Here is a 14004-nt window from a genome sequence, read left to right as displayed (position 1 = left end):
TATGAAAAAACAATTACATATATTTTTCACGGCATTGATGTTTTATACCCGAATTCCGTGTCCTAAAAACATCGACCACAATCCTGATTATTTAAACAAAGCATCCCGATACTTCCCTTTAATTGGATGGATAGTTGGGGGAATTTGCTTTGGAGTTTATTATTTGGCATCGATTGTGTTTTCAGTCGAAATCGCTTTGATACTGTCGATGATTGCAGGAATTCTAACTACGGGAGCTTTTCACGAAGACGGATTCGCCGATGTTTGTGATGGTTTTGGAGGCGGATGGACCAAAGAGAAAATCCTTTTGATAATGAAAGACAGTGCCATTGGAGCTTATGGAGCTATTGGATTGGTTTTGCTTTTTCTACTAAAGTTTCAGAGTTTGATTCAATTGATAAGTAACATTCAATATTCTGAATTTACAATTTACAATTTACAATTCACCATTTTTTTACTCTTTATTTCGGCTCATTCGGTTAGTAGATTAGTTGCTATTTCTATAGTTTTTACACACCAATATTCAAGAGAAGACACATCGAGCAAAAGCAAACCAATTGCCCAAAATTTTACTTGGAAAGAAGTTATTGGTGCTTCATTTTTTGGATTATTGCCCTTTGTAGTTTTGTCGTTTTTTCAATGGCAATTATTGTTGGCTTTAGTTCCAGTTTTTCTTGCCCGTTTCTTTCTTGCCCGTTATTTCCAAAAATGGATTGACGGCTATACCGGAGATTGTTTGGGGGCCACGCAGCAAGTATGTGAAGTAATTTTTTATCTGTCAATTATAGCAATATGGAAGTTTATTTAGTCCGTCATACCGAAACGGTTTGCGAAAAAGGAATTTGCTATGGTCAGAGCGATGTTGGAATTCGTGAACCATATGATGCCATTTTTGAGTCCATTTTAAACCAATTGCCGGAAGAAGCAATTTTGTATTCCAGTCCGTTGCAACGCTGTTCCATTTTGGCTAAACATATTCAAAAAAATACTAAAATCGAATCCATTATTGAGGATTCAAGATTGATGGAAATGGATTTTGGGGATTGGGAACTAAAAAGTTGGGATACCATCCCTCGTGAAGTTTTAGATCCTTGGATGGAAGATTTTGTCACCGAAAATGTGCCTAACGGAGAATCGTTCGTGGATTTGGATACTAGGGTTCGAGAATTTTTGGATAATGATTTATCAAAATTACACACTAAGCCGATTATCATTGTCGCTCACGCGGGAGTTATCCGAAGTATTTTGTGTAAAATAAATAATCTTCCACTACAGGAAGCTTTTAAAACGAAGTTGGATTTTGGAGCTGTTGTGAAAATTGAAATCTAGAATTATGTTTTAAATTACTGAAAAACAATTCGTTGCATCGTCATAAAATTAAAATGCTCCATTAACTTTACTTTTCAATAATTTTAACTTTATATTTGCATCCGAATTAAGGTTGTGTTTTACTTTTTACGAAAACACATTAAAAGGGAATTAGGTTCAAAACCTAAGCTGTTCCCGCAACTGTAAGCTATCAAGCTTGTTGTTATCTACAAAGCCACTGTTTTTAAAAGAATGGGAAGGTGAACAACAAGACGCAAGCCAGGAGACCTGCCTTTTTTCTTAACGAATATCGAACTTTCGGGAAAAAAGGTTCAGAAATTATGACTTTAAAAAAACTAATATTTGCCCTTTTCGTTTTAATGTGCCAATTGATTTCGGCACAAAATGATACTATTACCAATTTAAAAGAGGTTATAGTTTCAGACCGTACTTTGTATTCAAGTAATAAATCACAATCCATCCAGATTCTTAATGATTCGGTTATCAATAAAAACCAATCTTCACTTTCCAATTTATTGAATTATAACAGTGTGCTGTATTTCAAGGAATACGGACGTGGAATGCTTTCAACCGTTTCTTTTAGGGGGACTACAGCTTCGCAAACAGCTGTAATTTGGAACGGAATAAATGTTAATTCACAACTCAACGGCAGTGCCGATTTCAATACTTTCACCGCTCCCGATTTTAATACCATCAGCATAAAAGCGGGTGGAGGAAGTGTGAGTTATGGAAGTGGAGCCATTGGTGGAACAGTTCATTTAAGCAATGATTTGGTTTTTAAAAACAAATTCGAAAATGATTTTCGACTGGATTATGGTAGCTTCAATACCATTGGAGTAAATTATAAAATGATTCTTTCGAACAAAAAATGGAGTACTCAAGTCGGGTTTTCAAGAAACAGTTCGGATAATGATTATCCCTACGTGAACCAATATACTTGGAACGGAATTCAACGAAAAAATGAAAACGGGCAATATGCAACGACTAATTTGTATGCCAATGTAGGTTACAAAGTAAATCCTAATTCTGTCGTTACTTTTTACAGTCAGTCCTCAAATACGGACAGGAATCTTTCTTTAATTTCTGAATCAGATTCAAAAACGAAATACGTCAATACTTTTAGTCGAAATCTTTTGGAGTATTCAGTAGCCAAAGATCGTTTCAGCAGTAATTATAAAGTGGCGTATCTCACAGAACAATATCAATATTTTGAGAATATCGACAGCAATGATTTTAGTTTTGGGAAATCAGAATCGCTTATAGCTAAAATGGATTTTGGTTACCAATTATTAGAATCTATAAAGCTTAATGGGATTTTAGATTACAATCGTACTAAGGGTTTTGGAACTAGTTTTGGGGATAATACAAGACATATTGGAGCCATAGCAATCAAAGCGGTTGAACAACACAATGAAAAATGGCAAAATGAATTAGGTTTCCGAAAAGAAGAGAGTTCGGATTATGATAGTCCATTCTTATTCTCATTGGGTTCTTCTTATGTTTTCAATTCCTTCTATAATTTAAAAATCAATCTTTCCAGAAACTTCAGGATTCCGACGTTTAATGATTTGTATTGGGAAACAGGCGGGAATCCCGATTTGAAACCGGAGAGTTCTTACCAAGCAGAGGTTGGAAATGTTTTTAAATATAAAAAAATCACTTTGTCCGAAACAATTTATTTCATAAAAATAAGTGACTTGATTCGTTGGGCTCCTTTGGATGGAAGTAATTGGACACCCGAAAATATTGACAGGGTAAATAGCTATGGCTCCGAAACGAATTTGGGTTGGACCAATACATATGGCAAAAATAATTTGGCACTAAATGCTAGTTACGCTTACACTGTTTCCGAAAACGTAGAAACTGGAGAACAATTAATCTATGTTCCGTATCATAAATTCAATTCGAATGTTTCCTATTCGTATAAAAAAATAGCGGCAACCTATCAGTTTTTATTCAATGGCGCTGTTACGACTCCTTCTCAAAAATACCGTTTTGTCAAAGAATATTGGGTATCCAATCTGGGTGTCTATTATGATTTGGGAACTAAATATACTTGTAAAATAGGCCTTCAGGCATTAAATCTTTTTAATCAAAATTACCAGAGCATTTCCCAGCATTATATGCCAGGAAGAAATTTTATAATCAACCTAACTTTTAAATTTTAATAAAATGAATTTCAGTAAACTAGTTTTAATAATGTTAATTTCCTCTTTGTTTTTTGTTTCGTGTACCAATGACGATACGAATGACGATACTCCATTGGGAAGTTATGATAATGGATTCTTGATTTTGAATCAAGGCGGATTTGGTCATAATGATGCTTCGGTTTCGTATGTTTCCTCTGATTTTTCAATTGCCCAAAACGATGTTTTTTCGGTAGTAAATCCTTCAATAACATTGGGTGACACAGGTCAAGATGTAGGTTTCAACAATGAATTGGCTTATATCGTTTTGAATGCCAGTAATAAAATTGAAATCGTGAATCGCTATACTTTAAAGAGTGTTGGAAGCATCAATTCAGGATTGAAGAATCCAAGATATATCGCTTTTGCAAATGGAAAAGGATATGTGACCAATTGGGGTGATGGAAGTGTGGCTACCGATGATTATGTGGCCGTAATTGATTTAACAGCAAAAAAAGTATCAAGCTCAATTCCAGTTTTAGAAGGGCCTGAGAGGATTATAGCGAATTCTGGTAAATTGTACGTGGCTCATAAAGGTGGATATAGCTATGGAAATAAAATTTCGGTTATTGATGCAACTTCAAATGCTGTTTCTACAACAATAACTGTTGGAGATGTGCCGGAAAATATGGAAATAAAAGATGGAACTTTGTGGGTGTCATGTGCTGGAAATCCTAGTTATGTATCAGCTCCTTTGGTAGAAACTGCAGGTCAAATCGTGAAAGTGAATTTAACAACCAATAAAGTGGCAAGCACAATTGCCTATTCGGATGCAACTAAGCATTTATCGAATTTGGTATTGAACGGGAACGATGTTTATTATACCATCAATGCTGATATTTATAAAATGAGTGCCACTGCAACGACATTGCCTACAACTTCAGCATTTAGCACTACGGCTCAAGGAGTTTACGGTGTGTACAGTTTTGCAATTCATGGAAATCATATTTATGTTGGTGACGCTGGAGATTACTCGCACAATGGAAAAGTATATGTTTATGCATTAAGCTCACCATCAATTGGTAGTTTGGAAAAAACATTCTCAGTTGGGGTCATTCCAGCGGGTTTCTATTTTAATGATTAATTTATATACTCTTAGTCAATTTATGGTCTAATAGTTTTTATTATAATACGGTTGTAGGTTTAATAGTTAGTGGTATTTCTATTGGCTTAATTAACGTATTAGGTAATTGTTTTTTGAAAAAAAAGAAGGCTTTCAGAGATGAAAGCCTTTTTTGATTGAGGTTGTTTGTTATTATTTTAAATCCGACAAAAAAGAATTGATGTTCTTTGCAATAGCAGCTTGTTCTTTTTCGTCTGTAAGGTATTTTCTGTCTTTAGCATTTGTCAAATAACCTAATTCAACAAGTACTGTTGGAGCTTCTGATTTTTTTAGAATATGAAAAGGGGCTAGTTTTGTTTTAGAAACTTTCAGAGAATTATTATTTGCAAGTGATGCATTTAATTGATTGGCAATTGCATTTGACTTTTCGTAAAAAGGAGATTTATCACTTACATAAGATTCAAGTCCTGATTTTTCATTATTTGAATTTGCATTTATATGAAGTGATAATACCAAATCGGGTTTAATAGAATTGATAAATTCTGTTCTTTTTTCTAATGTTATAAACTCATCGGAATTACGTGTTAGTAAAATAGTAATATTTTTATTTTCATTCAAAGACTTTATTTTTTCGGCAATTTGAGAAACAATTACTTTCTCAGAAGTTCCATTGAAAGTTGCTCCAAAATCTGACCCGCCGTGACCTGCATCAATAACAATTGTAAATGTTTTTGGTTCAGTTACACTCGGATTAATAAAGGCAAAAGAAACTATTGCGGTTATGCCTAAAAATAATAGTGATGTCTTTTTCATTTCTTTTTTTATTAAATGGTTATCAGACAACAACGCTTAATTTTGTAGTATTATTGTGTAATAATCATTTTATTCTAAAGACCTTAACAATCCAGCCGGAGCTTTGTCAACATACATTTGGTTTTGTAGTCCATTAATTGATTTTGAGTCCTCAAAATATGGATATATTTTCCCGTTGGTTTTTTTAACCATTTTGGCAGTTCCAGTAATTTTTCCAATAGCTGTACTCAACAAAGGCTCAGAACTGTTGCCCAATATTCCTAAACTGGTTATGTTTTCTTTTAAGGAATAGGTTGGTGTTAAACCATTAAAGTAATCACCAAAATCATCTGCATTTACAATTTTCAAAACGATAGGCTGCATCGCATAACGGTGAAGCGGGTTTCTGTTTTCTTTTCCAAAAGTAGGTGAATCATAAATGGTGATTGATCCCACATTTTTTCCGGTAGTTATATCACCAATGTGAACCACATCGATATAAGGTTTCAAGCCATTGATGACCAATTCACTTGCTGAGGCGGTGCTTTTTGTCGTTAGGATGTATACTTTGGTAAGGTTTAAACTGTTTACTGCAGAACCGTCAATAGTGCTTGTGAATAAATTATTCAATGCGCTAGGGTCTTCGGATTCGAAATAAGCATTGATTTTGTCATTCCATCTTTGTTTAGAAAATACTTTATCGGTAAACTGACCGGTTATCATACTGGCCAAACGTGTTGCTGATTGAACAGAACCTCCAGAATTGTATCTTAAATCCAGAACTAAATCCGTAATTCCTTGTGATTTTAATGAACCAAAAGCATCATTCAATTGGGAGTCATAGTTTGGATAAAACCCATTGTACATAAGATATCCTATTTTATGACCACCAGTTTCAATTACCTTGTTTATTAAAATGGGGTTTTCAGAAAGTTCAGTTTTTGTTAAAGTTACTGATTTCCCGTTAGGCGTAATTTGACCATTATTATAATCGGCCAAATTCAGTGTGTAGGTTTCAGAATTTAATAATAAAGTTTGGTAATTACTCACTGTAAGTTGCGTTCCATTTACACCATAAAAAATGTCCCCGCGTTTGATCTCTTTAGTTGAAGCATCAGAATCGGATATGATATAACGCACATATCCAAATATGTCATTTGAATTTGAAGATTTAAGGTAAAGACCAAAATCCATACCGTCATTTTTTGTAGTTCCTTGCAGCATTCCTTCAAGATCTCGATAATCACTTACAATCCAACTGAATTTATCAATCGATTTATCTACTCTTAATGCTTCAAATAAATCTTCCGGTTGTGGATATTCTTTTAAAAATGAATTTAAATCGCTTTGATTGGCAAATTTTTCATCGGCTAAATTAGGAACATCGGCTTGCCATAAATAATACAAATTGAGGCCTTTCCATACAAAATCATTGACCTCTAAGTACTCGGGAGCTGCAACATCGTCCATGTCTTCGCAACTCTGAAAAGTAAAAAGGGCTATGAATAATAAAAGTGTAATTTTGAAAGATTCCTTCATGTTAAGAATTTATTTGTAGGTATAGAACGCAAAAATACTAACTTTAGTTTAAATTATTTTTTTTTTTGTAACAAATATAATTGTGAATCGTCTTGATTGTATAACCGATATTAATTAGCCGTTTTATGAACCAAAATGAATTTGTGCTTTTAATCAATCCATTCAAAGATAAACTCTTTCGATTGGCCAAGCGATTACTCGTGAGCACAGAGGAAGCTGAAGATGCTACGCAGGAAATTTTGGTAAAATTATGGAGTAAAAATGGAAATTTAGATTCGTATAATAGTGTCGAAGCAATGGCCATGACAATGACCAAAAATTATTGTTTGGATCAGTTAAAATCGAAAAGAGCGGGAAATCTTAAAATTGTACATAATAATTATACAGACAGAGAACCCAGCTTGGATAAAAAAGTTGAGGATAATGACAGTTTAAATTGGGTCGAAAAAATTATAGACCAATTGCCGGAACAGCAACGATTGATTATTCAGTTGCGGGATATAGAACAATGCGAATTTTCGGAAATCGCAAAAATAGTAGAGATGAATGAAACTGCCGTGAGAGTGGCACTTTCAAGAGCAAGAAAAACAATTAGAGAATACATGTTAAAAACACACAGTTATGGAGTTCAATAAAATGGAATCACTTTTAGAAAAATACTTTGAAGGAGAAACAAGTATTGCTGAAGAAAATGAGTTGAAAGATTATTTTTCTTCTTCAAATGTAGCACCACATTTAGAACAATACCGACCACTATTTGGATATTTTACTGAAGCGAAAGAGCAAAAGTTTACAAATAATCTACCTCTAGTTTCTAAAAAACGAAAAGTAGCGTGGTTGTCAATAGCAGCCTCAATCATTGTGATGCTCAGCATTGGGACTTACTCTTATTTTGAAGTTAATACTGTAGACGAAAATCGAGAATTAGGAACGTATGATGATCCTGAGGAAGCTCTTGAAGCGACACAGAAAGCATTGGCCATGTTGTCCGATAATGTGAATGTTGGTGTTGAAGGGGTGCAATATCTTCAGGTATATGAAATAACGAAAGATAAAGTATTTGTTGAATAAAAATAAAGCGAGAGTGATTCTAGAGCATTCAAGCCCAATAGTTGAATTGAATTTTAAAAATAATCATTAAATCAAAATAAAATGAAGAAGTTAATAATCACATTAGTATTAGTATTAGTATCAAGTCCGTTTTTTGCTCAAGGAGCATTCGATAAGTTTGACGGCCAAGACGATGTAACATCGATTGTTGTCAATAAAAAGATGTTTGAGTTGATGAGTAAAGTAAAAGTGGACACCTCGGATAAAGAGGCGCAGCAATACATGAACCTTATAAAGAAATTGGATAATTTGAAAGTGTTTACTACTCAAAGCACGAGGGTAGAAGGCGAAATGAAAGCTAGCGCAGATAAATATATTAAAACTGCAGGTTTGGAAGAATTGATGCGTGTAAATGACAAAGGAAGAAACATTAAAATCATGGTTAAATCTGGAGCCAAAGACAGTCAAATTAAAGAGTTGTTGATGTTTGTTGAAGGAGGAAAAGATGAAGATACTGTTTTGATGTCATTGACAGGTGACTTTGATTTGAGTGAGATTTCGGTCTTGACAGACAAAATGAAAATTCCTGGTGGTGATGATTTGAAAAAAGCAACTAAAGGCAAAAAGTAACATGAAAGTAGCATTATTCATAATCGCGTTGCTAAGTAGTTTGCTTTTTGGGAGCTGTAATTCAGAGCCTACTTTGCAAAAGTATTTTGTTGAAAATACCGAAAACAAAGATTTTATCGCCTTGGATATTTCATCAAACATTTTGAATGTTGATAAAACCAAATTGACAGTAGCTCAAAGTGAAGCATTGCATTCTTTTGATAAAGTTAATGTTTTGGCTTTCAAATTGAATGATAAAAACAAAGCACAGTTCGAGACAGAAAGAGCTAAAGTGAATTTAATTTTAAAAGACCCAAAATATCAGCAGTTGATGAAGTTTGGTTCAGGTAAACAAGGTGCTTCTGTTAGCTATGTTGGAACAGATGATAATATCAATGAATTTGTTTTTTTTGCCAATAAAAACGATGCTGGTTTTGCCGTTGTCAGGGTTTTGGGAAAAGACATGAATCCAACGCATATTATGAATATGATTTCGGTTTTGAAAGAGTCTAAAATTGATTTGGAGCAATTGAAACCATTGCAGGAATTAATCAAGAAATAGGTTTAAATTTAATTTTAAAAAAAGCGTTTCGATAGTTTTGAGACGCTTTTTTTATGTTTATTTCTGTTTGGAATTTGAAAACTCAATCCAGTCATTTGGAGTATTTAAGTTTTTTATTATGCACGAATCGGTTACTGTTATTGTTGTTATTTTGGAAGGAATGATTTTTTTGATTTCCAAATCCAATCTACTGTTCTCATCGGTTGGATTAAGTAAAAGTAAGGTTTGCCAAAATTCAGAATGCAATTTTATTGGATGTCCATTTTTGCTTTCAAAATTTGGAAGTACAATTTGGTTTTGTGTTCTGATAATGTTTTGCAATTCGGTTGTGTTTAATATCGGAATGTCAATTGGATTGATCAATACCGATTTGGTTTGTGGAATTTGTCTCAAAACGGTTTGAAGTGTTGAGAAAGAACCAAATTGTGGATTTTGGTTTACGACAACTTTCACTTTTAAATTTTTATAAAGCACAAAATGCAATTGAGCTTCTTTAAACCAAGGGATTTTGTTTGAATATTCTTCGTGATGATAACCCAATCCAATATAAACTTCGGTTGTTGTTGAATTTGATATTCGATTTAATTGTTCCAAAATCCAATAGGTGTTTTGGTATTCGAGCAAGCCTTTTGCAACACCCATTCTTTCGGATTTTCCACCGGCCAACAATACAAATATGGTATTATTTTCCATAATAGACTTTCAGTAATTCGGAAGCGACGCTTATGGCTATTTCTTTTGGGGAATTGCCGCCCAAATCCAATCCAATCGGACAATGAACGGACTTGATTCCTGGTTTGAAATCCAATTCGTTTATCAATAAGTTGTTGAATTTGTTTTTCTTGGTTTTGCTTCCAATCAATCCAATGTATTTGGTTTGTTCATGTAATGCCAAAGCGGTGATCTCAAAATCTAGTTTGTGGTCGTGGGTCAAGATAACAACGTAACAATTCGGTCCCCAATTTATTGTTTGTTTATAAAGGTCAAAAGGAGAGGCATTGTAAGTAACCGTTTGATCAATTTCGATAGTTTCTCTCCAATTTTCCCTAGTGTCAAGAAGTGTAACGGAAAAAGGTGTGTCTTTTAATACCTCGCAGATGGCAACGCCTATATGTCCAGCTCCAAAAAGGTATAATTCTGGGTATTGATTCATAGGTTCAATAATTAATTCAACTTTTCCGCCACAACATTGTTCAAATTCGGGACCCAAAGTATAACTACATTCTAAAATTTTATTTTCTTGAATGGCACGAACCGCTTCATCGATTACCTGAAATTCTAATTTTCCGCCACCAATCGTTCCGTATATTTTTTTTTGTGGTGTAACAATCATCTTTGACGCTACTTTGCAGGGAGCAGAACCAAGAATTTTGGTAACAGTAACGAGTGCTACAGTTTTTTTTTTGTTTTTAAAATCTTGTAATAATTCAATCCAATTGTTCATTAAAATAGATATTCGTTTGGTGTTTTAATTTGTCAATCAGTTATACAAGGTCGTAATCGCTCAAAGGCAAGTTGTAATGTCGTTTTCCTGTTAGTTTGAAGATAGCATTGATTATGGCAGGGGCAATCACTGGTACGCCAGGTTCCCCAACTCCTGTAGGTTTTTCTGAGCTTTCCACAATTTCTACGTGAACCTTTGGGATTTCATTCATACGAATCATTCGATAATCACTATAGCTATTTTGTTCGATTGCTCCGTCCTTAGCCGTGATTTTTCCGTAATAGGCTATTGACATTCCGAAAATAGCAGCGCCTTCCATTTGGGATTTAATAGTGTCTCTATTAACAGCCGTTCCGCAATCAATGACAGAATGGACATTGTGTACTTTTACTTTGTTATCAACCATTGAAACTTCAACCACAGAAGCTACATAGGAATAAAAGCTATAATGAACTGCTATTCCGTGAGCATGGCCTTTTGGTAAAGGTTTTCCCCAATTGGCATTTTTAGCAGCCATTTTCAAAACATTTTTGAGACGGGCTGTATTGTATTTTATTGGGTCTTTGGTGTCTTCTATACGGTCGTCACCAATTAATTTTAGTCTGAATTCTAATGGATCTTGCTTGGCAGCATACGCTAATTCATCGGCAAAAACATTGATCGAAAAACCATGCAGAATATTGATAACTGATCGCATCCATCCAATTCGAACCATTGCTGGGGCTTGTCCTGATTCTGCTTTGAAATTTTTTATAGCAAAAGGAACATCGGCAGCACTGGAAGCTTCCCATCCGGCAGGATAATCGGTACCTGGTTTGAAGGTGGACATAATCGAAGGAAATGCGGAACGATGCAACCAACCGGTAACATTGCCTTGTGCATCCAGCGAAGCTTTCATATATTGTGAGCTTACGGTATGGTAATAACCATGTTTTATATCATCTTCCCGTGACCAAACTACTTGTACGGGCGCATTGATAGCCTTTGAAACCATAACTGCTTCAACAATATAATCGGGTTTTGATTTTCGTCCAAAACCACCACCTAAAAATGTGACATTTATAGTTGTTTTGTCCAAGGCTGTTCCCAAATAAGCTGAAACTTCATCTCTGGCAGATTGTGGGGATTGTGTAGGTGCCCAAACTTCGCAAGTATCTCCTTGAACCCAAGCTACTGCATTTGGAACTTCCATTGGGGCATGAGCCAAGTGAGGTAATTGAAAAGTACTTTCGACAACTTTAGCAGCTTCGCTAAAAGCTTTGTTTATATCACCAATTTCTTTTTCAACTTTACCTGATTTATGAACTCTTTCGGTTAATTCGACCATATATTTCTCGGAATCATAACCTTCATTTTTTCCATAATTCCATTGTATTTCCAACGCTTCTCTTCCTTTAAAGGCGGCCCAAGTGTTTGTGGCAATCACAGCGACACCACCAAGCGGCCCGAAAGGTTTTTCGATTCTAGGAATTTCGATTACATTTTCGACACCGAGAATTTTCATAGCCGCTGTTTTGTCAAAAGACTTGACAGTTCCAAAAGTAACTGGACATCTCGCTATCGCAACGATCTTCATATTGGGTAAACGTTTGTCAATTCCAAATACAGCACTTCCGTTTGCAAAATCTTTAACGTCGATGCTTTTTAGGGTCTTACCAATATATTTGAAATCTTTAGGGTCTTTATAACTAATGGTTGTTGGAACTGGCAATGTTTTTACTAAATCAACTAATTCACCATAACCTAATTTTTTTCCGCTGGAATGAATGATAAAATGGTTTTGGGCTTTGCATTCACTTTCGGGAACTTGCCATGTTTTTGCGGCAGCGGTAATCAGCATCATTCGAGCCATCGCACCCATTGTTCTCATGGTTTCATAAAAATCAGTTACACTTCTAGAACCATCGGTGTTTTGGTCTCCGTATTTGGCATCTCCTGTGGCCTGTTTAATGGATACTTTATTCCAGTCGGCTTCCATTTCATCTGCAACAACAGAAGTCAGGGAGGTTCTTACTCCATTACCCATTTCGGAACGGGAAGCGATTATAATGAGACTTCCGTCCGGATTTAATTGTACAAACAGATTCGGATTGAATTCTGCTAGATTTCCCGATTCAATATCTTTAGCGAATAATGTGTAATTAGAGGCTAAGATTAATCCACCAGACGCTAATCCCATATTCTTGATAAAAACTCTGCGGCTTATGTTTTGAATTATACTCATGATTAGCGTTGTTTTTTTAGTTCTACGGTATGTTTAATGGCATTTTTGATACGTTGGTACGTACCGCAACGGCAAATATTACCACTCATGGCATCGTCAATATCAGTATCCGAGGGGTTCTTGTTAGAATTGAGTAAGGAAGTTGCCGTTATTAATTGCCCTGGTTGGCAATAACCACATTGAGGTACGTTGAATTCTTCCCAAGATTTTTGTAATAATTGTAAATTTTCTGTGGTACCTTCAATAGTTGTAATGTTTTTGCCGACAACAGTTGAAACAGGAGTTAAGCACGAATAAGTGGCAACATTGTCAACAAGTACTTTGCAAGAGCCACAAGCACCTATTCCACATCCAAATTTTGTTCCCGTAAGTCCAATACTGTCTCTAATAGCCCAAAGTAAAGGCATTTCTGGATCAACATCGATAGTGTATTTCTTCTTGTTTATGAGTAGTGTCGTCATTTGGATTTCAATTTTGAAATTAGGAAGTTGAAAGTTATGACTTTTTTTAAAATTTACATTTAATTTTTTCTAAGAAGATATGGGTTTGGATTTAATGTATAAAAAAATAGCGGCTATAGAGTTTGAATATAGCCACTGTTTGTGTTTAGGTTTAATAGATCTTTTTGGAAAGTTATTTCCTCATTAATTGATATCTTTCTTTGCTTTTTGGAGAAATTTGAGAAAGGCTGTATTTGCCAAATAGCTTGTCGAAGTATAGTTTTGATTTTTGGTAATTTTTATTTTCAAAATAATAATTTCCAAGAGACTCGTAGATTTCAACAGATTCATAGCCCTTGTCGGCAATTCGTTCATAGGTTTTTTGTACATCTACGAGTACATATTTTTGTTTACTTACACTATCATATCGAACGGTTTGCGAATTAGCAGTTATTGTGGCTAAAAGTATAAAGGCAAAGCTTAAAAATAGGGGTAAATTATATTTTGATGATTTTGCAGTTTTTTTCATGGACAAAATTTGTTTTGGTAGAAATGGATTACTAATGTGTTTAATTTGAGTAAATTAACGTTTTTATTTACTGAATATTGTATTCGAATAAAAAAAATAATTAAAAATTAACAACTGTGTTAGTCTGTGTTTTTTATAGAGCCCTGTTTAGAAATGCAAAAAGAGCATTAAAAAAGTTAAGTTAGCTTACTTTTTTAATGCTCTTTTTACATTTTTGTGACCTTCATGGTACAGAAT

General features: G+C 34.5%; 15 protein-coding genes and 1 riboswitch. Of the genes, 8 read left to right on the top strand and 7 right to left on the bottom strand.

Going from position 1 to position 14004, the window contains the following annotated elements; all coding sequences use genetic code 11:
- Window position 1: 1 nt before the first annotated feature.
- The 4 genes from B0E44_RS04165 (at window position 2) to B0E44_RS04150 (ending at window position 4599) form a co-directional block, all read left to right on the top strand.
- Window positions 2–808: an adenosylcobinamide-GDP ribazoletransferase gene (locus B0E44_RS04165; protein ID WP_077370984.1), complete on the top strand. Its 807-nt coding sequence runs from the start codon at window positions 2–4 to the stop codon at window positions 806–808.
- Window positions 793–1329 carry an alpha-ribazole phosphatase gene (cobC, locus tag B0E44_RS04160; protein ID WP_077370943.1) on the top strand — a complete coding sequence of 179 codons (537 nt, stop codon included), beginning with the start codon at window positions 793–795 and terminating at the stop codon, window positions 1327–1329. Before B0E44_RS04165 ends, cobC begins: the two co-directional genes overlap by 16 nt.
- 92 nt (window positions 1330–1421) lie before the next feature.
- Window positions 1422–1619: riboswitch (cobalamin riboswitch) on the top strand.
- Between the two features lie 30 nt (window positions 1620–1649).
- Window positions 1650–3497 (top strand): TonB-dependent siderophore receptor, encoded by a 1848-nt coding sequence (locus B0E44_RS04155; RefSeq protein ID WP_077370983.1) that lies wholly within the window; start codon window positions 1650–1652, stop codon window positions 3495–3497.
- Window positions 3498–3501: 4 nt separating this feature from the next.
- Window positions 3502–4599 carry a YncE family protein gene (locus tag B0E44_RS04150; RefSeq protein ID WP_077370942.1) on the top strand — a complete coding sequence of 366 codons (1098 nt, stop codon included), beginning with the start codon at window positions 3502–3504 and terminating at the stop codon, window positions 4597–4599.
- 171 nt (window positions 4600–4770) lie between these two features.
- Here the strand turns inward: B0E44_RS04150 and B0E44_RS04145 are convergent, their stop codons facing one another.
- Both B0E44_RS04145 and B0E44_RS04140 read right to left on the bottom strand, forming a co-directional pair.
- Window positions 4771–5391 carry an N-acetylmuramoyl-L-alanine amidase gene (locus tag B0E44_RS04145; RefSeq protein ID WP_124019274.1) on the bottom strand — a complete coding sequence of 207 codons (621 nt, stop codon included), beginning with the start codon at window positions 5389–5391 and terminating at the stop codon, window positions 4771–4773.
- A gap of 69 nt (window positions 5392–5460) precedes the next feature.
- Entirely contained in the window at window positions 5461–6909 is a 1449-nt protein-coding gene (locus B0E44_RS04140) for a S41 family peptidase (RefSeq protein ID WP_077370940.1), read from the bottom strand.
- Window positions 6910–7034: 125 nt separating this feature from the next.
- Here B0E44_RS04140 and B0E44_RS04135 point away from each other — a divergent pair, with 125 nt between their 5' ends.
- From B0E44_RS04135 to B0E44_RS04120, 4 genes are all read left to right on the top strand, one after another.
- On the top strand, window positions 7035–7544 hold the full coding sequence (locus B0E44_RS04135; protein ID WP_077370939.1) for an RNA polymerase sigma factor: 510 nt from the start codon (window positions 7035–7037) through the stop codon (window positions 7542–7544).
- Window positions 7531–7980: a hypothetical protein gene (locus tag B0E44_RS04130; protein ID WP_077370938.1), complete on the top strand. Its 450-nt coding sequence runs from the start codon at window positions 7531–7533 to the stop codon at window positions 7978–7980. Before B0E44_RS04135 ends, B0E44_RS04130 begins: the two co-directional genes overlap by 14 nt.
- A gap of 81 nt (window positions 7981–8061) precedes the next feature.
- Window positions 8062–8589, top strand: coding sequence for a DUF4252 domain-containing protein (locus tag B0E44_RS04125; RefSeq protein ID WP_077370937.1), 528 nt, complete (start codon window positions 8062–8064; stop codon window positions 8587–8589).
- A 1-nt stretch (window position 8590) separates the two neighbouring features.
- Complete coding sequence (locus B0E44_RS04120; RefSeq protein WP_077370936.1) at window positions 8591–9130, top strand: DUF4252 domain-containing protein; 540 nt, start codon at window positions 8591–8593, stop codon at window positions 9128–9130.
- Between the two features lie 57 nt (window positions 9131–9187).
- Here B0E44_RS04120 and B0E44_RS04115 read toward each other — a convergent pair whose 3' ends face one another.
- The 5 genes from B0E44_RS04115 to B0E44_RS04095 all read right to left on the bottom strand — a co-directional run bounded on the left by B0E44_RS04115 (window position 9188) and on the right by B0E44_RS04095 (window position 13767).
- On the bottom strand, window positions 9188–9823 hold the full coding sequence (locus B0E44_RS04115; protein ID WP_077370935.1) for an NTP transferase domain-containing protein: 636 nt from the start codon (window positions 9821–9823) through the stop codon (window positions 9188–9190).
- Window positions 9813–10574 carry a xanthine dehydrogenase accessory protein XdhC gene (gene xdhC / locus B0E44_RS04110; RefSeq protein WP_077370934.1) on the bottom strand — a complete coding sequence of 254 codons (762 nt, stop codon included), beginning with the start codon at window positions 10572–10574 and terminating at the stop codon, window positions 9813–9815. The genes B0E44_RS04115 and xdhC overlap by 11 nt, the downstream gene beginning before the upstream one ends.
- A 40-nt stretch (window positions 10575–10614) precedes the next feature.
- Window positions 10615–12798, bottom strand: coding sequence for a xanthine dehydrogenase family protein molybdopterin-binding subunit (locus tag B0E44_RS04105; RefSeq protein ID WP_077370933.1), 2184 nt, complete (start codon window positions 12796–12798; stop codon window positions 10615–10617).
- Between the two features lie 2 nt (window positions 12799–12800).
- Window positions 12801–13259, bottom strand: coding sequence for a (2Fe-2S)-binding protein (locus tag B0E44_RS04100; protein ID WP_077370932.1), 459 nt, complete (start codon window positions 13257–13259; stop codon window positions 12801–12803).
- 172 nt (window positions 13260–13431) lie between these two features.
- On the bottom strand, window positions 13432–13767 hold the full coding sequence (locus B0E44_RS04095; RefSeq protein WP_077370931.1) for a hypothetical protein: 336 nt from the start codon (window positions 13765–13767) through the stop codon (window positions 13432–13434).
- Between the last annotated feature and the right edge of the window lie 237 nt (window positions 13768–14004).

Origin of the sequence: Flavobacterium sp. A45, from assembly GCF_002001005.1 — a bacterium.
GTDB lineage: Bacteria > Bacteroidota > Bacteroidia > Flavobacteriales > Flavobacteriaceae > Flavobacterium.
Note: the sequence above shows the minus strand (reverse complement) of the source record. Positions and strands in the feature narration are given on the sequence as shown.

Bases quoted from the DNA above. Each gene is read 5' to 3' on its own strand.
- B0E44_RS04140 (WP_077370940.1), bottom strand. From the start codon at position 6,909: ATGAAGGAATCTTTCAAAATTACACTTTTATTATTCATAGCCCTTTTT.
- B0E44_RS04135 (WP_077370939.1), top strand. From the start codon at position 7,035: ATGAACCAAAATGAATTTGTGCTTTTAATCAATCCATTCAAAGATAAA.
- B0E44_RS04130 (WP_077370938.1), top strand. From the start codon at position 7,531: ATGGAGTTCAATAAAATGGAATCACTTTTAGAAAAATACTTTGAAGGA.
- cobC (WP_077370943.1), top strand. From the start codon at position 793: ATGGAAGTTTATTTAGTCCGTCATACCGAAACGGTTTGCGAAAAAGGA.
- B0E44_RS04165 (WP_077370984.1), top strand. From the start codon at position 2: ATGAAAAAACAATTACATATATTTTTCACGGCATTGATGTTTTATACC.
- B0E44_RS04120 (WP_077370936.1), top strand. From the start codon at position 8,591: ATGAAAGTAGCATTATTCATAATCGCGTTGCTAAGTAGTTTGCTTTTT.
- xdhC (WP_077370934.1), bottom strand. From the start codon at position 10,574: ATGAACAATTGGATTGAATTATTACAAGATTTTAAAAACAAAAAAAAA.
- B0E44_RS04150 (WP_077370942.1), top strand. From the start codon at position 3,502: ATGAATTTCAGTAAACTAGTTTTAATAATGTTAATTTCCTCTTTGTTT.
- B0E44_RS04145 (WP_124019274.1), bottom strand. From the start codon at position 5,391: ATGAAAAAGACATCACTATTATTTTTAGGCATAACCGCAATAGTTTCT.
- B0E44_RS04095 (WP_077370931.1), bottom strand. From the start codon at position 13,767: ATGAAAAAAACTGCAAAATCATCAAAATATAATTTACCCCTATTTTTA.
- B0E44_RS04100 (WP_077370932.1), bottom strand. From the start codon at position 13,259: ATGACGACACTACTCATAAACAAGAAGAAATACACTATCGATGTTGAT.
- B0E44_RS04155 (WP_077370983.1), top strand. From the start codon at position 1,650: ATGACTTTAAAAAAACTAATATTTGCCCTTTTCGTTTTAATGTGCCAA.
- B0E44_RS04125 (WP_077370937.1), top strand. From the start codon at position 8,062: ATGAAGAAGTTAATAATCACATTAGTATTAGTATTAGTATCAAGTCCG.
- B0E44_RS04105 (WP_077370933.1), bottom strand. From the start codon at position 12,798: ATGAGTATAATTCAAAACATAAGCCGCAGAGTTTTTATCAAGAATATG.
- B0E44_RS04115 (WP_077370935.1), bottom strand. From the start codon at position 9,823: ATGGAAAATAATACCATATTTGTATTGTTGGCCGGTGGAAAATCCGAA.